General features: G+C 59.6%; 18 protein-coding genes. 12 read left to right on the top strand and 6 right to left on the bottom strand.

Annotated features, from left to right (window positions below):
• The first annotated feature begins 402 nt into the window (after positions 1-402).
• The 7 genes from tig to AC07OP_RS12785 all read left to right on the top strand — a co-directional run bounded on the left by tig (position 403) and on the right by AC07OP_RS12785 (position 9,546).
• Positions 403-1,713, top strand: a complete 1,311-nt coding sequence (gene tig / locus AC07OP_RS12755; RefSeq protein WP_027606242.1) for a trigger factor — start codon at positions 403-405, stop codon at positions 1,711-1,713.
• Between the two features lie 91 nt (positions 1,714-1,804).
• Complete coding sequence (clpP, locus tag AC07OP_RS12760; RefSeq protein ID WP_003174822.1) at positions 1,805-2,440, top strand: ATP-dependent Clp endopeptidase proteolytic subunit ClpP; 636 nt, start codon at positions 1,805-1,807, stop codon at positions 2,438-2,440.
• Between the two features lie 112 nt (positions 2,441-2,552).
• The gene (gene clpX, locus AC07OP_RS12765) at positions 2,553-3,836 is read left to right on the top strand and encodes an ATP-dependent Clp protease ATP-binding subunit ClpX (RefSeq protein ID WP_003238279.1); all 1,284 of its coding nucleotides are present in this window, start codon (positions 2,553-2,555) and stop codon (positions 3,834-3,836) included.
• A gap of 162 nt (positions 3,837-3,998) precedes the next feature.
• Positions 3,999-6,395 carry an endopeptidase La gene (gene lon / locus AC07OP_RS12770; protein ID WP_065940151.1) on the top strand — a complete coding sequence of 799 codons (2,397 nt, stop codon included), beginning with the start codon at positions 3,999-4,001 and terminating at the stop codon, positions 6,393-6,395.
• Between the two features lie 149 nt (positions 6,396-6,544).
• A complete protein-coding gene (locus AC07OP_RS12775; RefSeq protein WP_003174819.1) occupies positions 6,545-6,817 on the top strand; it encodes an HU family DNA-binding protein in 273 nt (90 codons plus the stop codon).
• Positions 6,818-7,047: 230 nt separating this feature from the next.
• The gene (locus AC07OP_RS12780) at positions 7,048-8,922 is read left to right on the top strand and encodes a SurA N-terminal domain-containing protein (RefSeq protein ID WP_115488533.1); all 1,875 of its coding nucleotides are present in this window, start codon (positions 7,048-7,050) and stop codon (positions 8,920-8,922) included.
• Between the two features lie 99 nt (positions 8,923-9,021).
• Positions 9,022-9,546, top strand: a complete 525-nt coding sequence (locus AC07OP_RS12785) for a GNAT family N-acetyltransferase (protein WP_495101731.1) — start codon at positions 9,022-9,024, stop codon at positions 9,544-9,546.
• Here AC07OP_RS12785 and AC07OP_RS12790 read toward each other — a convergent pair.
• The gene (locus AC07OP_RS12790; RefSeq protein WP_495101730.1) at positions 9,493-10,698 is read right to left on the bottom strand and encodes an MFS transporter; all 1,206 of its coding nucleotides are present in this window, start codon (positions 10,696-10,698) and stop codon (positions 9,493-9,495) included. The two genes, AC07OP_RS12785 and AC07OP_RS12790, sit on opposite strands and share 54 nt — an antisense overlap.
• 118 nt (positions 10,699-10,816) lie before the next feature.
• Between AC07OP_RS12790 and AC07OP_RS12795 the strand changes: the two genes are divergently transcribed.
• The 3 genes from AC07OP_RS12795 (at position 10,817) to AC07OP_RS12805 (ending at position 12,880) form a co-directional block, all read left to right on the top strand.
• Positions 10,817-11,713 (top strand): LysR family transcriptional regulator, encoded by an 897-nt coding sequence (locus AC07OP_RS12795; RefSeq protein WP_495101729.1) that lies wholly within the window; start codon positions 10,817-10,819, stop codon positions 11,711-11,713.
• A gap of 89 nt (positions 11,714-11,802) precedes the next feature.
• Positions 11,803-12,585, top strand: coding sequence for a DUF2242 domain-containing protein (locus AC07OP_RS12800; protein WP_495101728.1), 783 nt, complete (start codon positions 11,803-11,805; stop codon positions 12,583-12,585).
• A 100-nt stretch (positions 12,586-12,685) separates the two neighbouring features.
• Positions 12,686-12,880 carry a hypothetical protein gene (locus AC07OP_RS12805; protein ID WP_281112578.1) on the top strand — a complete coding sequence of 65 codons (195 nt, stop codon included), beginning with the start codon at positions 12,686-12,688 and terminating at the stop codon, positions 12,878-12,880.
• An 8-nt stretch (positions 12,881-12,888) separates the two neighbouring features.
• Here the strand turns inward: AC07OP_RS12805 and AC07OP_RS12810 are convergent, their stop codons facing one another.
• Positions 12,889-13,923, bottom strand: coding sequence for an AraC family transcriptional regulator (locus AC07OP_RS12810; protein WP_495101727.1), 1,035 nt, complete (start codon positions 13,921-13,923; stop codon positions 12,889-12,891).
• Positions 13,924-13,927: 4 nt separating this feature from the next.
• On the bottom strand, positions 13,928-15,058 hold the full coding sequence (locus AC07OP_RS12815) for a carbon-nitrogen hydrolase family protein (protein ID WP_027606251.1): 1,131 nt from the start codon (positions 15,056-15,058) through the stop codon (positions 13,928-13,930).
• A gap of 211 nt (positions 15,059-15,269) precedes the next feature.
• On the opposite strand from AC07OP_RS12815, the gene AC07OP_RS12820 reads away from it, so the two are divergent.
• Positions 15,270-17,309, top strand: coding sequence for an oxidoreductase (locus AC07OP_RS12820; protein ID WP_495101726.1), 2,040 nt, complete (start codon positions 15,270-15,272; stop codon positions 17,307-17,309).
• A gap of 57 nt (positions 17,310-17,366) precedes the next feature.
• Positions 17,367-18,251 (top strand): 1-aminocyclopropane-1-carboxylate deaminase/D-cysteine desulfhydrase, encoded by an 885-nt coding sequence (locus tag AC07OP_RS12825; protein WP_115488525.1) that lies wholly within the window; start codon positions 17,367-17,369, stop codon positions 18,249-18,251.
• On the opposite strand, the gene ispG is transcribed toward AC07OP_RS12825, so the two are convergent.
• From ispG to AC07OP_RS12840, 3 genes are all read right to left on the bottom strand, one after another.
• Positions 18,248-19,531 carry a flavodoxin-dependent (E)-4-hydroxy-3-methylbut-2-enyl-diphosphate synthase gene (ispG, locus tag AC07OP_RS12830; RefSeq protein ID WP_495101725.1) on the bottom strand — a complete coding sequence of 428 codons (1,284 nt, stop codon included), beginning with the start codon at positions 19,529-19,531 and terminating at the stop codon, positions 18,248-18,250. The two genes, AC07OP_RS12825 and ispG, sit on opposite strands and share 4 nt — an antisense overlap.
• 210 nt (positions 19,532-19,741) lie before the next feature.
• Positions 19,742-20,854 (bottom strand): terpene synthase family protein, encoded by a 1,113-nt coding sequence (locus AC07OP_RS12835; protein WP_115488522.1) that lies wholly within the window; start codon positions 20,852-20,854, stop codon positions 19,742-19,744.
• 41 nt (positions 20,855-20,895) lie between these two features.
• Complete coding sequence (locus tag AC07OP_RS12840) at positions 20,896-21,831, bottom strand: SAM-dependent methyltransferase (protein ID WP_115488521.1); 936 nt, start codon at positions 21,829-21,831, stop codon at positions 20,896-20,898.
• Between the last annotated feature and the right edge of the window lie 21 nt (positions 21,832-21,852).

Genomic DNA, 21,852 nt, shown 5'->3' on the forward strand with positions numbered 1-21,852 from the left:
CCCCATATTCGAAAGGCGCCAGATTTAACAGTCTGGCGCCTTTTTTGGTTTTGGCGGTACGGTTTTTCGTGGCTGCGGGTTGTGGGTCGCGATGGCGATGCGTTTCATCGTATTTATGTGTCTCGATGATACTGCATTGTTATCTGCCTTCATTGCGAGGTAGGCCGTCAGGGGGATGGGCGACGATCCCTTCTATATATAGAGGGGCGGCGCAGAGCCCTGGCGTGATTGGCTTTATTTGTCACCGGGGCGGGGCGCGACAGTGCCTTCGTACCGATAAATTGCCGGCTGTTTACGGGCGTATTTCCAGTAGGGTGACTTCTTGAGTTTGACCCACTAGAATGCATGCCCTTGATTGGGGTCGGAAATGGCCGGCTAACGTCTGTGCAACGAGGAATATCCATGCAAGTTTCTGTTGAAAATACTACTGCTCTCGAGCGCCGCATGAGCATCACCGTGCCGGCTGAGCGCATCGAGACTGCGGTCAACAAGCGTCTGCAGCAGACTGCCCAAAAGGCCAAGATCGCTGGTTTCCGTCCAGGCAAAGTGCCAATGAGCGAAATCAAGCGCCGTTTTGGTGCTGATGCACGCAATGAAGCCGTCGGTGACGTGATCCAGGCTTCTTTTTACGAAGCAGTGGTTGAGCAAAAGCTGAACCCGGCTGGTTCGCCTTCGATCGAGCCTAAGTCCCTGGAAGCGGGCAAGGACCTGGAATACGTTGCCGTATTCGAAGTGTTCCCCGAGTTCGAAGTGGCCGGTTTCGACGGTATCGCTATCGAGCGCCTGAGCGCCGAAGTGGCTGATTCGGACCTGGACAACATGCTGGAAATCCTGCGCAAGCAGAACACCCGTTTCGAAGTGGTCGACCGTGCTGCCCAGAACGAAGACCAGCTGAACATCGATTTCGTTGGCAAAGTTGACGGCGAAGCATTCGCTGGCGGCTCCGCCAAGGGCACTCAGCTGGTGCTGGGTTCCAACCGCATGATTCCTGGCTTCGAAGACGGCCTGGTTGGCGCCAAAGCCGGCGAAGAGCGTGTCCTGAACCTGGAATTCCCTGCTGACTACCAGAACCTGGACCTGGCTGGCAAAGCCGCCGAGTTCACCGTGACCGTCAACAGTGTTTCCGAGCCTAAGCTGCCAGAACTGAACGAAGAATTCTTCAATCAGTTCGGCATCAAGGAAACCGGCATCGAAGGCTTCCGCACCGAAGTTCGCAAGAACATGGAGCGCGAGCTGCGCCAGGCTATCAAGTCCAAGGTCAAGAACCAGGTCATGGACGGTCTGCTGGCCTCCAACCCGATCGAAGTGCCTAAGGCCCTGCTGTCCAACGAAGTGGATCGCCTGCGCGTACAGGCTGTCCAGCAGTTCGGCGGCAACATCAAGCCAGACCAACTGCCGGCCGAGCTGTTCGAAGAGCAAGCCAAGCGCCGTGTGGTGCTGGGTCTGATCGTGGCTGAAGTGGTCAAGCAGTTCGACCTCAAGCCTGACGAAGATCGCGTCCGCGAAATGATCCAGGAAATGGCTTCGGCCTACCAGGAGCCTGAGCAGGTCGTGGCTTGGTACTACAAGAACGACCAGCAGCTGAACGAAGTACGTTCGGTTGTGCTGGAAGAACAAGTTGTGGATACTGTTCTGCAGAAGGCTAAGGTGACCGATAAAGCGGTCTCTTACGAAGAAGCAGTCAAGCCGGCGGAAGCAGCACAAGCCGACTGATTGTCCAACTCGTTGGAAATTCAACCATAAGCCAGCCTCGCGCTGGCTTATGCGTTTTCAAGACATGACTATTTGGGAGTAACTGCAGAGCATGTTCCGTAATTCCTATATTCAGCAGAACTCTGATATCCAGGCCGCAGGCGGCCTGGTCCCGATGGTTGTCGAGCAGTCCGCTCGTGGCGAACGCGCCTACGACATCTACTCGCGCCTGCTCAAGGAGCGAGTGATCTTTCTGGTGGGCCCGGTAGAGGACTACATGGCCAACCTGATCTGTGCGCAACTGCTGTTCCTTGAAGCGGAAAACCCGGACAAGGACATCCATCTCTACATCAACTCACCGGGCGGTTCGGTGACTGCGGGCATGTCGATCTACGACACCATGCAGTTCATCAAGCCGAACGTATCGACTACCTGCATTGGCCAGGCCTGCAGCATGGGCGCGTTCCTGCTGACCGCAGGTGCCGAGGGCAAGCGTTACTGCCTGCCGAACTCGCGCGTGATGATTCACCAGCCACTGGGCGGTTTCCAGGGCCAGGCGTCGGACATCGAAATTCACGCCAAGGAAATCCTCTTCATCCGCGAACGTCTCAACACGCTGATGGCCAAGCACAGCGGGCACACCCTGGAAGAAATCGAGCGCGACACCAACCGTGACAACTTCATGAGCGCCGAAGCCGCACGTGAATATGGGTTGATCGACGCAGTGATCGAAAAGCGCCCCGCTTAATATAAGCTGCTCAAAATAGGGCTGGTTGGGTTTCCCGATCACCTGCGGGCTTGAAAAAGCCCGCATAAGCCTTCATCTTGTGTTGCAAGCCTATCGGATTTGGATCGAACGAATGACTGACACCCGCAACGGCGAGGACAACGGCAAGCTGCTCTATTGCTCCTTCTGTGGCAAAAGCCAGCATGAAGTGCGCAAATTGATTGCCGGCCCCTCGGTCTTTATCTGCGACGAGTGCGTCGACCTGTGCAATGACATCATCCGTGAGGAGGTGCAGGAAGCCCAGGCCGAAAGCAGCGCGCATAAATTGCCTTCGCCTAAAGAAATCAGCGGCATCCTTGATCAGTATGTGATTGGTCAAGAGCGTGCAAAGAAGGTTCTGGCCGTAGCGGTATACAACCACTACAAGCGCTTGAACCAGCGTGACAAGAAAGGCGACGAAGTCGAACTCGGCAAGAGCAACATCTTGCTGATTGGTCCTACAGGCTCGGGTAAGACCCTGCTTGCAGAGACCCTCGCTCGCCTGCTGAACGTTCCGTTCACCATCGCCGACGCCACCACCCTCACCGAGGCTGGCTACGTGGGCGAAGATGTCGAGAACATCATTCAGAAATTGCTGCAGAAGTGCGACTATGACGTAGAGAAGGCCCAGATGGGTATTGTCTACATCGACGAAATCGACAAGATCTCGCGCAAGTCCGACAACCCGTCGATCACCCGGGACGTTTCCGGTGAAGGCGTGCAGCAGGCCCTGTTGAAACTGATCGAAGGCACGGTCGCTTCCGTACCGCCACAAGGCGGCCGCAAGCACCCGCAGCAGGAATTCCTTCAGGTTGATACGCGCAACATCCTGTTTATCTGTGGCGGTGCATTCTCCGGCCTGGAGAAGGTTATTCAGCAACGGTCTACCCGTGGCGGCATCGGTTTCAGTGCAGAAGTGCGCAGCAAGGAAGAAGGCAAGAAGGTGGGCGAGTCCCTGCGTGAAGTCGAGCCTGACGATCTGGTCAAGTTCGGTCTGATCCCGGAATTCGTTGGCCGTTTGCCGGTCTTGGCCACGTTGGACGAGTTGGATGAGGCGGCTCTGATTCAGATCCTCACCGAACCGAAAAACGCCCTGACCAAGCAATACGCCAAGCTGTTCGAGATGGAAGGTGTGGACCTCGAGTTCCGTACCGACGCGCTCAAATCGGTGGCTAAGCGGGCACTGGAGCGCAAGACCGGTGCACGTGGCCTGCGTTCGATCCTCGAAGGTGTATTGCTCGACACCATGTACGAAATCCCCTCGCAGTCCGAGGTGAGTAAAGTGGTGATCGACGAAAGCGTTATAGAAGGTAAGTCCAAGCCACTGTATATCTACGAAAACAGTGAGCCGACTGCCAAGGCTGCGCCAGACGCGTAAGCGTTTCGCGGTTTTGGTACACACAAAGGGGCCTCTAGGGGCTCCTTTGTTTTTCATAAGGATTTTTACTGCGTGTAACTGCCAGCATTGAGCTTGTTTTTTTTACACGCAGCCCCCATCTTGGTTTCAAGCTTATTTTTCAACTGTCATAGAGGCGAAATCATGAAGACAACCATCGAATTGCCTCTCCTGCCGTTGCGTGATGTCGTCGTCTATCCGCACATGGTTATCCCGCTGTTCGTGGGGCGCGAGAAGTCTATCGAAGCCCTCGAGGCCGCGATGACGGGCGACAAGCAGATCCTGCTGTTGGCCCAGAAAAATCCTGCCGATGATGATCCAGGCGAAGATGCACTGTATCGCGTCGGCACCATTGCCACGGTCCTGCAACTGCTCAAGCTGCCCGATGGCACCGTCAAGGTGCTGGTGGAAGGCGAGCAGCGCGGTGCGGTAGAGCGTTTCATGGAGGTGGACGGCCACCTGCGCGCCGAAGTGGTGCTGATCGACGAAGTCGAGGCCCCTGAGCGCGAGTCCGAAGTGTTTGTGCGCAGCCTGCTCTCGCAGTTCGAGCAGTACGTGCAGTTGGGCAAGAAAGTCCCGGCTGAAGTCCTGTCTTCCCTCAATAGCATCGATGAGCCAAGCCGCCTGGTCGACACCATGGCCGCGCACATGGCGCTGAAGATCGAGCAGAAGCAGGACATCCTCGAAATCATTGACCTGTCGGCCCGTGTCGAACACGTGCTGGCGTTGCTGGATGCCGAGATCGACCTGCTCCAGGTCGAGAAGCGCATCCGGGGTCGTGTCAAAAAACAAATGGAGCGCAGCCAGCGCGAGTACTACCTGAATGAGCAGATGAAGGCCATTCAGAAGGAGCTCGGCGACAGCGAGGAAGGCCACAACGAAATCGAAGAGCTGAAAAAGCGCATCGATGCTGCCGGCCTGCCTAAAGACGCCCTGACCAAAGCCACCGCCGAGTTGAACAAGCTCAAGCAGATGTCGCCGATGTCGGCCGAAGCCACCGTGGTGCGCTCGTACATCGACTGGCTGGTGCAGGTGCCGTGGAAGGCTCAGACCAAGGTACGCCTGGATCTGGCTCGTGCCGAAGATATCCTTGATGCCGACCACTATGGCCTTGAAGAGGTCAAAGAACGCATCCTCGAATACCTCGCCGTGCAGAAGCGCGTGAAGAAGATTCGTGGCCCGGTGCTGTGCCTGGTTGGCCCGCCTGGGGTAGGTAAAACCTCCCTGGCCGAGTCCATCGCCAATGCCACCAACCGTAAATTCGTGCGTATGGCCCTCGGTGGCGTGCGCGATGAGGCGGAAATTCGTGGCCATCGCCGGACTTACATCGGTTCGATGCCAGGAAGATTGATTCAAAAAATGACAAAGGTGGGTGTGCGCAACCCGCTGTTCCTGCTCGATGAAATCGACAAAATGGGCAGCGACATGCGCGGCGATCCGGCATCGGCCTTGCTGGAAGTGCTCGACCCTGAGCAGAACCACAATTTCAACGACCATTACCTGGAGGTCGACTACGACCTGTCCGACGTAATGTTCCTGTGCACCTCCAACTCCATGAATATTCCGCCGGCATTGCTGGACCGGATGGAGGTGATTCGTCTGCCGGGTTACACCGAAGACGAGAAGATCAATATCGCCGTCAAATACCTCGCGCCCAAGCAGATTTCAGCCAATGGCCTGAAGAAGGGCGAGATCGAATTCGACGTCGAGTCGATCCGCGACATCGTGCGCTACTACACTCGCGAGGCCGGTGTACGGGGACTTGAGCGCCAGATCGCGAAGATTTGCCGCAAGGCGGTCAAGGAGCACGCGCTGGAAAAACGCTTCTCGGTGAAAGTCACTGCCGATGCGCTTGAGCACTTCCTGGGCGTGCGTAAATTCCGTTACGGCCTGGCTGAGCAGCAGGACCAGGTAGGGCAGGTGACTGGCCTGGCGTGGACCCAGGTGGGCGGCGAATTGCTGACCATCGAAGCTGCGGTAATCCCCGGCAAGGGCCAGTTGATCAAGACCGGCTCCCTCGGTGACGTGATGGTCGAATCCATTACCGCCGCGCAGACCGTGGTGCGCAGCCGTGCCAGGAGCCTGGGGATCCCCCTGGACTTCCACGAGAAGCACGACACCCACATCCACATGCCGGAAGGGGCTACACCGAAGGATGGCCCCAGCGCCGGCGTAGGCATGTGCACGGCCCTGGTTTCGGCATTGACCGGCATACCGGTGCGCGCCGATGTCGCGATGACCGGCGAAATCACCCTGCGTGGCCAGGTATTGGCCATCGGTGGTCTGAAAGAGAAATTGCTGGCTGCACACCGCGGTGGCATCAAGACCGTGATCATTCCTGAAGAGAATGTTCGCGACTTGAAGGAAATTCCTGACAATATCAAGCAGGATCTTCAGATTAAACCGGTTAAATGGATTGACGAGGTCCTGCAAATTGCGCTGCAATACGCGCCGGAGCCCTTGCCGGATGTGGCTCCGGAGATAGTTGCAAAGGACGAAAAACGAGAGTCTGATTCCAAGGAAAGAATTAGCACGCATTAATGTGAATAAGCCTGGGGGCTTCCTTGACAGCTTTTTAGAGCCCTTGTTATAAAGCGGCTCTTAAGTGTCTGTAGGCCATTCAGCACTGGTTTTTGCTGTTTACCAAAAAACTTAGAATCATACTCAATAGATATATAAGGGGACTTAGAGTGAACAAGTCGGAACTGATTGATGCTATCGCTGCATCCGCTGATATCCCGAAAGCTGCTGCCGGCCGTGCGCTGGATGCAGTAATCGAATCCGTCACTGGCGCTCTGAAGGCCGGCGACTCCGTGGTACTGGTAGGCTTCGGTACTTTCTCTGTGACTGACCGCCCAGCTCGCACTGGCCGTAACCCACAGACTGGCAAAGCACTGCAAATCGCTGCTGCCAAGAAACCAGGTTTCAAAGCCGGTAAAGCCCTGAAAGAAGCGGTTAACTAAGCTTCGATCAAGCCTTTGCTACCCGGGTCGGACGCAGGTCTGGCCTGGCAGCGGAGCGACAGCTGACCCAAGTATCCATCGGGTCGCCAAGCCGGGGGTGTAGATTCAACCTCCCGTCCGCTCCGCCAGTTACGAGAAGGCGCATCCTCGGATGCGCCTTTCTTCTATCCGGACTCTACCCACGCTCCACGGTTGCCAATTTTTGAAGTTCAACCGTTTCTGGGGGACGCATGCTGCAAAATATCAGGGACAATTCACAAGGCTGGATTGCCAAGACCATTATCGGGATCATCGTCGCATTGATGGCGTTCACCGGTATCGAGGCCATTTTCCAGGCTTCGACCAACACCAAGCAGGACGTGGCCAAGGTCAACGGTGAAGAAATCACCCAGACTGAACTGAGCCAGGCCGTCGACATGCAACGTCGCCAGCTGATGCAACAGCTGGGCAAGGATTTCGATGCTTCACTGCTGGACGAAAAACTGCTGCGCGAAGCGGCCCTCAAGGGCCTGATCGATCGCAAGCTGCTGCTGCAAGGCGCCGCCGACTCCAAGTTTGGCTTCTCCGAAGCTGCACTGGACCAGGTGATCCTGCAGACCCCGGAATTCCAGGTGGACGGCAAGTTCAACGCCGAACGCTTTGACCAGGTGATCCGTCAGCTGGGCTACAGCCGTCTGCAGTTCCGTCAGATGCTGACCCAGGAAATGCTGATCGGCCAGGTGCGCGCAGGCATCGCCGGCAGCGGTTTCGTGACCGACGCCGAAGTGCTGGCATTCGCCCGTCTGGAAAAACAGACCCGTGATTTCGCTACCGTCAATATCAAGGCCAACCCTGCGGCGGTGAAACTCACCGACGACGAGGTCAAGGCTTACTATGACCAGCACGCCAAGGAGTTCATGACCCCGGACCAGGTGGTCATCGACTACCTGGAACTGAAGAAGTCTTCCTTCTTCGACCAGGTCAGCGTCAAGGACGATGAACTGCAGGCTGCCTATCAGAAAGAAACCGCCAACCTCGCTGAACAGCGTCGTGCGGCGCACATCCTGATTGAAGTCAACGACAAGGTCACCGACGCGCAAGCCAAGGCCAAGATCGAAGAAATCCAGGCGCGCCTGGCCAAGGGTGAGAAGTTCGAGGCCCTGGCCAAGGAGTTCTCCCAGGATCCAGGTTCGGCCAACAATGGCGGCGATCTGGGCTTTGCCGGCCCTGGCGTCTACGACCCTGACTTCGAAGCAGCCTTGTACGCCTTGAACAAGGACCAGGTATCTGCACCGGTGCGCAGCACCTTCGGTTGGCACTTGATCAAGCTGTTGGGCGTTGAAGCACCGCAAGTGCCGACGTTCGCCAGCCTGAAAGACAAGCTGACCCGCGAGCTCAAGACCCAACAGGTCGAGCAGCGTTTTGTCGAAGCAACCAAGCAATTGGAAGATGCGGCATTCGAAGCCTCCGACCTGGCCCAACCAGCATCGGACCTGAAGCTGACCGTACACACCTCCGCGCCGTTTGGCCGTGAAGGTGGTGACGGTGTTGCGGCCAACCGCGCCGTGGTCACCGCTGCGTTCAGCCCGGAAGTGCTGGATGAGGGGGCCAACAGCAGCGCCATCGAGCTGGACCCGGAAACCATCATCGTGCTGCGTGCCAAAGAGCACCGCAAACCGGCGCAATTGCCGCTGGAAAGCGTTGCTGCGGCGATTCGCGCACAGATGGCCAAGGAGCGCGCCAGCGCGGCTGCCAAGACTCACGCTGACGAGCTGATCGCCAGCCTGCGTGATGGCAAGACCCCGCTGAACCAGCCGGTCGACGGCCAGGCCTGGAAAGTCACTGAAGCGGCTACCCGTAGCCAGGAAGCGATTGACCCGGCCGTGCTGCAAGCCCTGTTCCGCATGCCCAAGCCTGCGGCCAAGGACAAGCCGACCTTCACCACCGTGACCCTGGCTGATGGCAGTCTGGTGATCGTGCGCTTGAACGGCGTCAACGAAGCGGCTGCCCCAACGGACGAAGAAAAGGCGCAATACCGCCGCTTCCTCGCCTCCCGTGTCGGCCAGCAGGACTTCGCGGCGTACCGCAAGCAGTTGGAAACCAAGGCTGATATCAAGAAGTACTGATGTCGCTTTGAACAAGAAGCCCCCGGCCTGAAAAGACCGGGGGCTTTTTTATGTGCGCTAGACTGGGTACTCGGTATCGTCGACCCAGGAGTTCCAAGCGTGTTGATTCAAGGAATGGATGGCTTGTTGATCCGCCGCGCCAGCGTGGCGGATGTTCCTGCCGTGCTGCAGGTGTTCGACGAGGTGATCGCTTGGTTCGTTGGCAGGGGCAATACCCATCAGTGGGGCACCGAGCCCTGGTCGGGGTCGCCCCGGCGGGTCGCGCAAGTGGATGAAGCCTGCGCGCTGCCCGGGGCCTGGGTTGTCGAGGACCCCGAGGGGCATCTCCGAGGAGCGCTGGTGTTGGGCGATCCCATGCCTTATGTACCGTCGGCGACTGAGCCCGAGGTGTATGTGCGCCTGTTGATAGCCGCGCGTGATCCCCGTGTTCGCGGCCTTGGCCGGCGCATGATGGCCTTTGCCGATGAGCAGGCCCGCGCAGCAGGAGTGACGCACTTGCGTGTGGACTGCTACGGCGGCGGGACAGGGGATCTGGTGCGTTTTTATGAGTCCTGTGGCTACCAGCGCATTTTAACGTTCGACTTGGCGGGGTGGCCGGGCCAACTGCTGGGGCGCCGTCTGTGATGCACCGGCCCAGGCCAGCAGCATCAGAAGCACAACCGCCCATGGAAAGGCCGTGACGCCCCAACCTTGAAGCAATACGCCACCCGCCAGGCCGCCACCGGCTATCCCCAGGTTCCACACGGTCACCAGCATGGATTGTGCGGCATCCGCCGACTTGCCCGCCGATTGGGCCAGTGCGGTTTGCAGCAATGCCGGCAAACCGCCGAACGCCAGGCCCCATAGCGCCACGACGATATAGATGACTGCCGGCACATTGATCCACAACGCCAGCGCCAGGGCGATCAGGCCAAACAGCGCACAGCTGATCAGCAGCAAGGCGCGCAGCCACCGGTCAATCAATACACCTGCCAGCCAGATGCTCAGCACTGCCGCGAGGCCGAACACCAGCAGCACTCGATCAACATCTGCGTTAATACCCGCTGGCACCAGCAAAGGGGCGATGTAGGTGTACAGAATGTTGTGGGCCAGCACGTAGGTAAACGTCACCCATAGCACCGGACGAATGCCCGGCAGGTTCAGCACCTGGCGCAGCCCCAGGCGTTTATCCGCCCGTTCGCCGGCAAAGTCCGGCAGTTGCCAGCGTGCCCAGGCGAGCAGCACCAGGGTCAGCCCGGTCATGATCGCAAAGCTCAAGCGCCAGCCAACGGCGGTGCCGAGGAAGGTGCCCGCGGGTACACCCAGCGACAGCGCCAGCGGTGCACCCAGCATCGCCACGGCAATGGCGCGACCTTGCAGGTGTGGCGCCACCATTCGGCTCGCATACCCCGCCAGCAACGCCCACAGCAACCCGGCGAAGACCCCGGCAAAAAAGCGCGCCACCAGGGTCAGCCCGTAATGGCTGGACAGCGCGGTTACGCTGTTGACCAAGGCAAACCCGCCAATGGCCAGCAGCAGCAAGGGCCGCCTGCGCCAGCCGCGGGTCAGCAGCGTCAGTGGGATGGCGGCCAGCAGGGAGCCCAGGGCGTAGAGGGTGACCAATTGGCCGACCAGGGCGGGCGACACGCCCAGGCCCTCGCCCATCTGCGGCAGAAGCCCGGCGGGCATGGCTTCGGTGAGGATGGTGATAAAGCCGGCGCTGGCCAGGGCCAGTAGACCGCTCAGGGGCAATGAGTCCTGCTGGGCTGATGCGCTGATTGAAGGGCTGCTGCTCATGAGGGTTTATCCAGGTAAAAGGGCAAGCAGGCAGAGTAGGGGGCTGTGACTGGCGGAAAAACAGGCTAAGGTTCCGAACTTATCGGACGCTGGTGTCCGTAATCGCTGGAGGCAGATCATGGACAGCTTGGGCAGCCTGTCGGTATTTGTGCAGGTGGCGCAGACGCTCAGCTTCACCGCCGCCGGCCGTGTGCTGGGGGTGTCGTCGTCGGCCGTGGGCAAAAGCATTGCGCGGATGGAAGAGCGCCTGGGCGTGCGGCTGTTTCACCGCAGCACGCGCAGTATCACCTTGACCAGTGAAGGCGCGCTGTTCCTTGAGCGGTCGCGGCGGATTCTCGCTGAGGTGGAAGCGGCCGAGCAGGAGCTGACAGACGCCGCTGCAACGCCACGGGGCAAGTTGCGCATCAGTGTGCCGCAGGTGCGCGGCTTGTTGATGCCGGTGCTCAGTGACTTTATGCGCGCCTACCCGGATATCGAGTTGGATGTGGATTTCTCCGACCGTATGGTGGACGTAATCGAGGAAGGTTTCGATGCGGTGATTCGCACCGGCAAGCCGGAAGATTCGCGCTTGATGGCGCGCCACCTGGGCCACTACCAGTTGGTACTCGTCGCCACACCGGGCTACTTCGCCCAACACGGCACGCCGCAGCAACCGCAGGACCTCAATGGCCACGCCTGCCTGCGCCACAAGTTCTGCGCCACGGGCAAGCTTGAGCCCTGGCCGTTGCGCCTTGCCCCGGGGGCTGCGGAACCGCTGTTGCGTACGCCGTTGGTCAGCACCACCATCGAGTCCCTCAAGCATGTGGTGCTCGAGGGGTTGGGCATGGCCTGCCTGCCGGACTACATGGTCAACCAGGCCGTGGACGAAGGGCGCTTGCAACGGGTGCTGGATGAATACCTGGAGCATCGGGGCAGTTTCTGGATGTTGTGGCCCGGTCGCCATACCTCGGCCAAGCTCCGCGTATTTATTGACCATATGTGTGCCGGGCTTTTCCCGGCAGGCCCGGGTGCGTAGCCCTGTGACGTTTTACCGACAGGAATGCGCGCGCCAAGGCCTCGTTCTGTTGCACAATACCGCCCAGACCGTTTTCCTCAGGATTATCAATGTCGACATCATTCCACTTGCGTAGCCTCGGGCTGGCGCTGGTGCTGGCGGGCGCCGCGGGCTGCTCGTCACCCAAGACCGCTATTTATGAACATGAGAACTTCGACGACTCCGGTACATTTTCCCGGGATTACCCGGTTACCGATGTAGCGGCGTGCGAGGCCGCGCGGCGCGCCTTGCTGAGCCAGGGCTACATCATCACCAGCAGCGATCCGAAACTGGTCGTGGGTAACAAGAGCTTCCAGCAGACCGGCGAAACGCACCTGCAGATCAGCTTCAACGTGGTCTGTGCCGATGATGGCAAAGGTAAAAAGCACTCGACGATGTTTGCCAATGCCCTGCAGGATCGCTATGCGCTGAAGAAGGTCAACAACTCCGCGAGCCTGGGCGTGGGCGTGCTGGGGTCGGTGTCGATGCCGATCGGCTCCACCGATGACTCGATGGTGAAGGTGGCCAGTGAGACGGTGTCCGCGCCGAAGTTCTACGAGCGTTACTTTGCGTTGGTGGATGTGTTCCTGCCACAGGAAGTGAAGAAGGCCGAGCATATCCCCGAGCAGCCCAAGCCCGACCTGGGTGTGCCGGAGCCGAAAGCCGCACCGGCTGCAGAGAAAGTCGAGGCGCCGAAGGAAGAGCCTGCCGCACCGGCTGCCTCGGAGCCGGTTGTGCCCGCGCCTGAGGCTGCACCGATTGCACCGCAGGCCGAGTCCGCACCTGCTGCCACCACGCCGGACCTGCCGCCGCCGACAGAAGCGATTCCGCCTTTGCCGACGCCCGCGCAGTAGCCCAGACCGCTACGGGGTTCGCCTTGTCATTGGCAATGACTGCAATAGCCCCTCAACGCGGTGGTGCTAAATCCGTATCGCGCTGCTACGTTTAATCCTTGTGCAGGAACGTCATGACGTCGACATTTTTTCGTCATCACGGCACTTTAGGCTGGCTGTGCAGGTCATTTATCTGCAGCCGCTTTTAATTCAAAACAAGGAGCCCACCATGGACGAATATCAGGAAGAACTGCTGGAGTACCAGGCCTTTGAACTGGATCCTCTGGATCCGGCCGATGACGCCACCGAGCTGTAAGACCGACTTCAGGCGGAATGCCGCTGACTGCGGCGAAATTCCCCTGGGGTCTGGTTGTTCCATCGCCTGAACGCCCGTTGAAACGCCTGGGCCGAGGCAAAACCGAGCAAGTAGGCGATTTCACCGAATGCCAGTTCCGTATCGCGAATGTAGGTCATGGCCAGGTCGCGGCGGGTATCGTTGAGAATCGCGCGAAACTGTGTGCCTTCTTCGGCCAGTTTACGGCGCAGTGTCCAGGTCGGTAGCTTCAAGCGCGCCGCCACTTCTTCCAGGTCGGGTTCCCGGCCGCCATTGAGCATCGGCCCGAGCAAGCGGGTAATGCGCTCGCGCAGGCTGCGGGTGCGGGTCAACTGCTCCAGCTCCCGTTCACACAGTTGCAACAACAGCTGCCAGGTACTCGGACAATGCTGCGGGTTGCGCAGGGCCAGGGTTTGCTGGCTCAGGCGCAGTTGATTGGCGTCGGCGCCGAACTGGATCGGGCCATCGCCCAGCACCGCGTACTGTTCGCTGTAGTCCGGCGCTGCAAATTCGATTTCAATCCGTTGCGCCTGTACCGTTTGCTGGGCCAGGCTCGAGAGTTGCTGCAGCCAGCCGGCGATGATCGAGTCCACCACGAAGCGGTTGTAGGCGTTATAGGGGCTGATGGAATAGAACCGCAGCCAGGCGCCTTCGGCGTCCTCGTGGAAACTCGATTGCCCACGATAGTTGGAGCCGTACAGCGCCTCGAAGCGGGTCAGGGTGCGCGCCGCCTCACGTACGTTGGGCGCCTGGGCGGCGGTGACCCCGGCCAACCCGGCCTGGCTCAGGCGGCTGAGCTGGCCCATGCGCAGGCCCAGGCCGGGGTCGCCGGTGAGTTGGATGGCCGCATGGCCCAGGCGCATATAACGGGGGATCGACAAGCGTGCACCCGCTTCGGCGAGGCGCGCGGGGTCGAGGCCGTATTGCAGCAGCAGCGGTTGCGGGTCGAGGCCGTGGCTGTGGATCGCGTCGGCCAGGGTATGCACGAAGCCCACCGACAGATCCCCCAGGCGCACCGGCTTCACGGGGTTACAGCCAGATATTCAGCAGGCGCGCGCCACGGGCGTCGCCGTCGGCGCTGATCTGCCCGTTGCTGCTGAGAAAACTGTGCCCGGCCGTGCCCAGGTCCCAGAACTGCCCACGCAGGAATACGCTCATGCCCGCGGTTGCCTGGCTGACGGGTTGCTGGCTGATCAGCGTGAGGCGCCGCCAGGCCTCACCTTCGCTGAGCTCTTCAGGCTTGAGGCTGATTTCCGGCGGCGTGGACACGCTCTTGAAGCCGCGCCATGGTCGATCCCAGGTATCGCGACCCAGCACAAAGGCCGGCACCGCAATCAATTGCGCACCTTGCTCGTTGAGCTTGCGATAGTTGTCCGGGTACCAGCTGTCACTGCCGACCAACACGCCGAGGCGCCCGGCCGGGGTGTCGACCACGCTGACGATGTTTTCGTCACCGGGTTCGATAAAACCGCGTTCATCGTAGATCGGATAAAGCTGGCGCTGGGGATCGCCGAGGGGCAAGCCGTCCGCCGCGAACACCACGCTGGCGTTGTACAAGGCGCCATGGCCGACCTGCAGTTGGCCCTGGCTGACGCTGGGGTTGGGCAGGGCGATGGAGCCGGCCACCAGCGTGACGCCAAACTCCTTGGCCAGGCCGCCGAACAGCACCTGGTAGTCCCGCGCCATGCCGGAGGCTTTCATACGCAGGTAGGCGTCATCGGTGCGGTTATCGCCGGTTGCGCTGATCCAGGCACGGGCAAACAGCAGCGGGTTGCTGACCGATAGCCAGTTCATCGCATCCTTCACGTGCAGCGCCTGGTACACCTCATTTTTTTCACCGGTCAACATCAGCCAGGTGCCGATATGTTCAGGCAGCACTACGATGGTTTTTTCGTTGATCAACCCCTGGTCCCGGGCCTTTTGTAGATAGGCCGCGAGCTTCAGGTGCAGGCGTTCGAGGCTCTGGTAATCGGCGGGAAACAGCTCCGGCTGGATGCCCAGCAAGTTGCCACGATCGGCGGGCAGGCCTTCGTTGACGGCGAGGGTGATGCGCAGGTCCGACAGGTAATGCGCCACGGGGCGCTCCTGGGTCCAGACCAGATACGCGGCGACGGCGGCAACCAGGGCCATGGAGACGGTAAAAGCGAGAAGTTTACGCATGGGGCAACAGACAACAGACCGGGTGCAGGGTTCGCGACTAGGGTAGGGCCCCGGCAGCGGCTTGCCAAGGGGCGCTGTGCATTTGGATCAATAACTTGTCAGTTTCAGTCATTGAGCCGTCGTCCACCGCCTCTTAGTCTGTGGGACATAAACCGATGGGGTGCCATTCGAGCCCTCCACGTCCCGTGATGATCCGTTGTGGAGCTGTACCATGACCGCTGCTGCCTACCCGCACCTGCTGGCCCCGTTGGACCTGGGTTTTACCACCTTGCGCAACCGCACCCTGATGGGCTCGATGCACACGGGCCTGGAAGAAAAGCCCGGTGGTTTCGAGCGCATGGCGGCGTACTTTGCCGAGCGCGCCCGTGGCGGCGTGGGCCTGATGGTCACCGGCGGCATTGGCCCGAATGATGAAGGCGGGGTGTATTCCGGCGCGGCCAAGCTCACCACCGAAGAGGAAGCGCAGAAGCACAGGATCGTCACGCAGGCCGTGCATGAGGCGGGCGGCAAGATCTGCATGCAGATCCTCCACGCCGGCCGTTACGCCTACAGCCCCAAACAGGTGGCGCCGAGTGCGATCCAGGCGCCGATCAACCCGTTCAAGCCCAAGGAGCTGGACGAGGAGGGCATCGAGAAGCAGATCCAGGATTTCGTCACCTGCTCGCTGCTGGCCCAGGTCGCCGAGTACGACGGCGTGGAAATCATGGGTTCCGAAGGCTACTTCATCAACCAGTTCCTCGCCGCCCACACCAACCACCGCACCGACCGTTGGGGCGGCAGCTACGAAAACCGCATGCGCCTGGCGGTAGAAATTGTGCGCCGGGTGCGTGAAGCGGTGGGCCCGAACTTCATCATTATCTTCCGCCTGTCGATGCTCGACCTGGTGGAAGGCGGCAGCACCTGGGAAGAAATCGTGCAGCTGGCCAAGGCCATCGAGCAGGCCGGCGCGACCATCATCAACACCGGCATCGGCTGGCACGAAGCGCGTATTCCGACCATCGCCACCAAAGTACCCCGTGGCGCGTTCAGCAAAGTCACGGCCAAATTGCGCGGTGCGGTGCAGATCCCGCTGATCACCACCAACCGCATCAACACACCGGAGATTGCCGAGCAGATCCTCGCCGAAGGCGATGCCGACATGGTCTCGATGGCGCGGCCGTTCCTCGCCGACCCCGAGTTCGTCAACAAGGCCGCCGCCGGCCGCGCCGATGAAATCAACACCTGCATCGGCTGCAACCAGGCCTGCCTGGACCACACCTTTGGCGGCAAGTTGACCACCTGCCTGGTCAACCCACGCGCGTGCTACGAGACCGAACTCAACTACCTGCCGGTCAAGCAGATCAAGAAAATCGCCGTGGTCGGCGCCGGCCCCGCAGGCCTGGCCGCCGCCACCGTGGCGGCTGAGCGCGGCCACCAGGTGACACTGTTCGATTCGGCCAGTGAGATCGGCGGCCAATTCAATATCGCCAAGCGCGTACCGGGCAAGGAAGAGTTTTTCGAGACCCTGCGCTACTTCAATCGCAAGTTGCAGACCACCCATGTCGAGCTGTGCCTCAACACCCGGGTCGACACCGCACAACTGGTGGCGGGCGGCTACGACGAGATCGTCCTGGCCACCGGCATTGCGCCGCGCACGCCGGCGATTGCGGGCATTGAGAACCCCAAGGTGCTGAGCTACCTGGACGTGATCCTCGAGCGCAAGCCGGTGGGCAAGCGCGTCGCGGTGATCGGCGCCGGCGGCATTGGTTTTGACGTGTCGGAATTCCTTGTGCACCAGGGCGTGTCCACCAGCCTCGACCGGGAAGCGTTCTGGAAGGAATGGGGCATCGACACCCAGTTGCAAGCCCGTGGCGGCGTGGCCGGGATCAAGCCGCAACCCCATGCACCGGCGCGTGAGGTGTTCCTGCTGCAACGCAAGACCTCCAAGGTCGGCGACGGCCTGGGCAAGACCACCGGCTGGATCCACCGTACCGGCTTGAAGAACAAGCGCGTGCAGATGCTCAACAGCGTTGAGTACCTGAAGATCGACGATGACGGCCTGCATATCCGCATCGGCGCCGAGGGTGAGCCGCAGCTGCTGGCCGTGGACAACATTGTCATCTGCGCCGGGCAAGACCCGCTGCGCGAGTTGCAGGACGGCCTGGTCGCCGCAGGGCAGAACGTGCACCTGATCGGCGGCGCCGATGTGGCGGCCGAGCTGGATGCCAAGCGCGCGATCAACCAAGGCTCGCGCCTCGCCGCCGAGCTGTAAGACGACGCAAGGGGCGGTGTTAGACTACCGCCCCTTTTTCCATGCAGATGCCGCCCGATGGGTCCCTTTGACTGGCTTCCCCACGCGCCCCTTGAAGCCATGCGGCTCGATTGGTTGAACGGCGTCGAACTGGCCGTGCTGCGCCTGGACCGCATCGACCCGCTGATCAGCGGCAACAAGTGGTTCAAGCTCACCAAACATCTGGCCCAGGCACGACAGGCCGGTGCCAGCGGCGTCATCAGCCTTGGCGGGGCGTACTCCAACCATCTTCACGCGCTGGCAGCGGCGGGCAAGCGTTTTGGTTTCCCCACTGTCGGCCTGCTGCGTGGTCATCCCCAGGACACCCCCACCGTCCTCGACCTGAAAGCCTTTGGCATGCACCTGCATTGGCTGGGCTACGGCGGTTATCGCGCGCGCCATGAGCCGGGTTTCTGGCTGCCGTGGCGCGAGCACTATCCCGATTTTTACCCCGTGCCCGAAGGCGGCGGCGGGATGGCCGGGGCGATGGGATGCGGGGTATTGCTCGAGCAGGTGCGCGGGCAATTGAACGACCTGGGCTGGGCCGATTACGACGCCTGGTGGCTGGCGGCGGGCACCGGTACGACGTTGGCGGGGTTGGCGCTGGCGGAGGCGGGCGCGCATCCGGTGTATGGCGCAATGGCGGTACCGGATGATCATGGTGTGGCACAGAACGTGAGTGCCCTGGTGCAGGGCGGTTATGAATTGCTGGACGCCAGCCGGGGTGGCTTTGGGAAGGTTGATCCGCTATTGCTCGAGTTTATCGAGAGCACTGAACAGGCCTGCGGTGTACCGCTGGAGCCGCTCTATACCGGCAAGGCGTTGCTGGCGTTGAAGCAGCAGATCGAGGCCGGGCGGTTCGTGCCCGGCACTCGCCTGATCTTTTTGCATACCGGCGGCTTGCAGGGCCGCCGAGGGTTTTAATCGTGCTTGATCAAATCGGATGGCTTCAACAGCTCCAGCAGTTTGGATCTGTCTTGGGGATTCTCACCGTATCGCGTCGCGACATACACCTCAAGGAGATGAGTGAATTCCGCGGCAATGCTGTTGCCCTTTAGCGTCGCTACCCGCTCGCCGTCGATATAGACCGGGGCGCTGGGGTGTTCTCCCGCGCCCGGAAGCGAGATGCCGATGTCGGCGAGGCGGCTCTCGCCTGGCCCATTCACAACACACCCCATGACGGCGACATGCAGGTGCTCCGCGCCGGGAAACCGGGCTTTCCAGTCCGGCATTCGAGTCAGAATAAAGCCCTCGATGTCTTGCGCCAGCGTCTGAAAGAAGCTGCTCGTTGTACGCCCGCAGCCAGGGCATGCGACTACCGTTGGAGTGAACGCCCGCAAGCCCATGGCCTGCAGGATGTGTTGTGCAACCAGCACTTCCCGTGTGCGCTCACCGTTGGGTTCTGGGGTAAGGGATATGCGCAGTGTGTCCCCGATACCCTCCTGCAACAGTACCGCCAATGCGGTGGAAGAGGCGACGATACCCTTGGAGCCCATGCCCGCTTCGGTCAGCCCCAAATGCAGCGGAAACTCGCAGCGCCCCGCCAGATCGCGATACACCGTGATCAAGTCCTGCACCTGACTGACCTTGGCCGACAACACGATGTGATTTGCCGGCAGGCCGACTTCAATCGCGCGCCGGGCGCTTTCCAATGCCGATTCCACCAAAGCCTCGCGCATCACCGCGTCGGCGCTCTGGGGTTGGGCGAGCGCCGCGTTGGTGTCCATCATGCGCGCCAGCAAGTCGGGATCGAGACTGCCCCAGTTGACCCCGATCCTTACAGGTTTGTCGTAGCGGCAGGCGATCTCGATCATCTGGCAAAACTGCTCGTCGCGCTTGGCGCCTTTGCCGACATTGCCTGGGTTGATTCGGTACTTGCCCAACGCCTCGGCGCACTCAGGATAGGTCGTGAGCAGGCGATGACCATTGAAATGGAAGTCGCCCACCAGCGGTACGCCGATGTTGCGGCGGTCCAGCAAGGCTCGAATGTGTGCCACTTGGGCAGCCGCGTCATGGCTGTTGACCGTGATTCGTACCAGCTCCGCACCGGCCGATGCCAGGCTTTCGATCTGACGCGCCGTCGCCTGTGCATCGGCGGTGTCGGTGTTGGTCATGGCCTGCACGACAATCGGGCTATCGCTGCCCAGTGTCACCGGGCCTACAGTGACTTGTGTGGTGCGGCGTCGGGGGCGTGCACTGTTCATCGATTCGGCTCCTCTGGCGATTCTGTACGGCATAACAGATGTCCCGGGTATCGGGACCGACGATCTGCGGGTTGCCCTGGGCGGCGTATTGAAGGCCGTGATTGTGCACCTTGGTCACCAGTGGGTTCCAAGACGTGGACAATGGGGCGCTGCCCGCAGCGAGTCGATCCGCTTCCGGCGGAGCCCAACTTTCCCGCCCAAGCATTGACGTCACTGTTTCGTACGAGTGGCCTGTTGTTCTGCAATATCTGCGGCGGCGATTTCATCGGTAGAGGGAAGCGGCCTGATGGTCACTTGCCCGCAGATAAATCGTTTTCCTTTGAAATCGCTCCCGTGGTAACGCGTGCTGACTGCATGGAACTCAGCATTGCCCGAGGCCAGATGCTCCAGTTCCGTGAGGTATTCTCGTACGTCGCTGCGATTGCCGAGCGGCCCGGCAAGCACTTTGTCGCGAGCTGCAATGAGTTTCTTCTCATTGTCCTGAACAATGCCAGCCAGTTTGTCGATCGCTTGCTGAAGCGTGAGCCCCTCAAGGTGCATGAACAACCAGACGGAATTGACAGAGTCCGTGATGTGTAATTCTTTGCGGAACGAATAGGGGTCGTTCACCAGTGTGATCGAGTCGATAGCGGCTGTTCTTACCGTAACGAGTGATTCATCGATTGCCAATGCTTCGGTCATGTCTACGTCGATAGCATATTCAGTCATCATGGCTGCCCACTCACCATAATTATCAACGCGTCGTAGTTCCAGATAACGTTCGAAGGTGAGTGTGTTCATCTCTAACGCCAGCGAGTGGGTCTGTCGGCTAATGAGGGTATTGAGCGAGTCCTCCATGCGTTTCCATACTTGTGGTTTGGATAACAGCTGTTTCTTGATGGGGATCAGCCCCTCATACAGCAGTTGAGCGATAGGAAATTTTGCGGGAGGCTTAATGCCGGCAATTGCGTCGAAGTAATGTTGGCGAAGTTCAGCTTGCAGTGCATGGTTACCAAGGATTTCAGGCCGTGTGGTCGTGTCGTCGATGAGTGTGGTGATACTCATCATTCTTTCCAGATTATAGATCCTGTCGTTTTTAGTATGCGGGTACGCGAGACCGCCATAGGCCGTCATTTCCATAGATAAATAGTGGTCAACGGCTTTCTGGCTACCGTAGTGGGCCAGCATATAGGGGCTATCTGTGAGGGCGACCAGCCTATCCGTTTCCGCATGAGCCGGATGCCACATAGGCTTGAGGGTTAAGTTGAAGTCAGGGTGATAAAGGGTGTCTCCCAGTTTCGGGAGGTTGGCTAAGTGGGATACGAAGTTGGGCGAGCGCTGCATGATTCACTCCTCTATAGCCGTTGTTGGGTGATATGGCTGTACTAGAACCGCTTTGCGATCGTGCTATAGATTGAAAGTTTGTTTTTGACGAGGGCAACCGCCAGGCTCTCGCACATCACGTGTAGCTCTTCCAGCGCACCGGTGATTCCGTTCGGAAAGTGCTGTTCGATATTTGACTTTATATCGAGCAGCCAATGTACGGCGTCAGCATTGCTGGGCAGTACGCGTATGTCCTGGATGGTGAATTTGCTGCGCTCCATTACGCTCGAAAAATAATCAGCTGTTTTGCGGTGTTGGCAGGCGAGCCTGTCAACCAGATCAGGTATGTCAGAGGTATATTTATCCAATGCTACGTTGTAGAGGTTGTCGGAAATAATGATCGTGCCGCCCGTGGCCATGCGCTGCCATAACTTTTTCATGACGGTTTCGTATAAATCATTGGGGAAGTGAGAGATAACACCACGCATAATCACCACGTCATAGAGGCTATCCAAATCGGGTAATAAATCGATGTCATGTGCGTTGCATTGATATAAATGAATACGCTTGGATAATCCCTGTTTTGTATGCAGTTTGGCACTGTGCTGCAGCTGGCGCCCGCTGATATTGACGCCGTCCAAGTGCTGGCAATCGGGGAAGTGTTCAGCCATATACCTCAAGGCAGTACCCCAGCCGCAGCCAACATCGAGAATACGGTTGATAGTCGGTTTTTCAGTTGGTGCAAGGCCGGCCAGTTTCAATTGTCTTTCGAAGTACCGTTTGCCTGACTCATCAAGCGTAAGAGGTGGCGCGGAACATGTGTCATCGTAGACGCCAAACTGGAACCACAAGGCATTGCCAATCGCCTTGCGCCAATCATCAGGACTGTCGCCATAGGCGCGTACGACTCGCTCTTGATAGGGATTGATACTGGGGCCCCGTATGATTTTATAAGGGCGCTCAGCCTCGGCTAGGGTACTTGCTGTGTGCTTGTTCACAGGGTGCCTCCTGGGGCAGGC

Source organism: Pseudomonas sp. GW821-FHT09D08 (genome assembly GCF_059416305.1).

What these genes read in the sequence shown, in the direction of transcription:
- tig (WP_027606242.1), top strand. Translation starts at nt 403, where the DNA reads ATGCAAGTTTCTGTTGAAAATACTACTGCTCTCGAGCGCCGCATGAGC.
- clpP (WP_003174822.1), top strand. Translation starts at nt 1,805, where the DNA reads ATGTTCCGTAATTCCTATATTCAGCAGAACTCTGATATCCAGGCCGCA.
- clpX (WP_003238279.1), top strand. Translation starts at nt 2,553, where the DNA reads ATGACTGACACCCGCAACGGCGAGGACAACGGCAAGCTGCTCTATTGC.
- lon (WP_065940151.1), top strand. Translation starts at nt 3,999, where the DNA reads ATGAAGACAACCATCGAATTGCCTCTCCTGCCGTTGCGTGATGTCGTC.
- AC07OP_RS12780 (WP_115488533.1), top strand. Translation starts at nt 7,048, where the DNA reads ATGCTGCAAAATATCAGGGACAATTCACAAGGCTGGATTGCCAAGACC.
- AC07OP_RS12790 (WP_495101730.1), bottom strand. Translation starts at nt 10,698, where the DNA reads ATGAGCAGCAGCCCTTCAATCAGCGCATCAGCCCAGCAGGACTCATTG.
- AC07OP_RS12795 (WP_495101729.1), top strand. Translation starts at nt 10,817, where the DNA reads ATGGACAGCTTGGGCAGCCTGTCGGTATTTGTGCAGGTGGCGCAGACG.
- AC07OP_RS12800 (WP_495101728.1), top strand. Translation starts at nt 11,803, where the DNA reads ATGTCGACATCATTCCACTTGCGTAGCCTCGGGCTGGCGCTGGTGCTG.
- AC07OP_RS12815 (WP_027606251.1), bottom strand. Translation starts at nt 15,058, where the DNA reads ATGCGTAAACTTCTCGCTTTTACCGTCTCCATGGCCCTGGTTGCCGCC.
- AC07OP_RS12820 (WP_495101726.1), top strand. Translation starts at nt 15,270, where the DNA reads ATGACCGCTGCTGCCTACCCGCACCTGCTGGCCCCGTTGGACCTGGGT.
- AC07OP_RS12825 (WP_115488525.1), top strand. Translation starts at nt 17,367, where the DNA reads ATGGGTCCCTTTGACTGGCTTCCCCACGCGCCCCTTGAAGCCATGCGG.
- ispG (WP_495101725.1), bottom strand. Translation starts at nt 19,531, where the DNA reads ATGAACAGTGCACGCCCCCGACGCCGCACCACACAAGTCACTGTAGGC.
- AC07OP_RS12835 (WP_115488522.1), bottom strand. Translation starts at nt 20,854, where the DNA reads ATGCAGCGCTCGCCCAACTTCGTATCCCACTTAGCCAACCTCCCGAAA.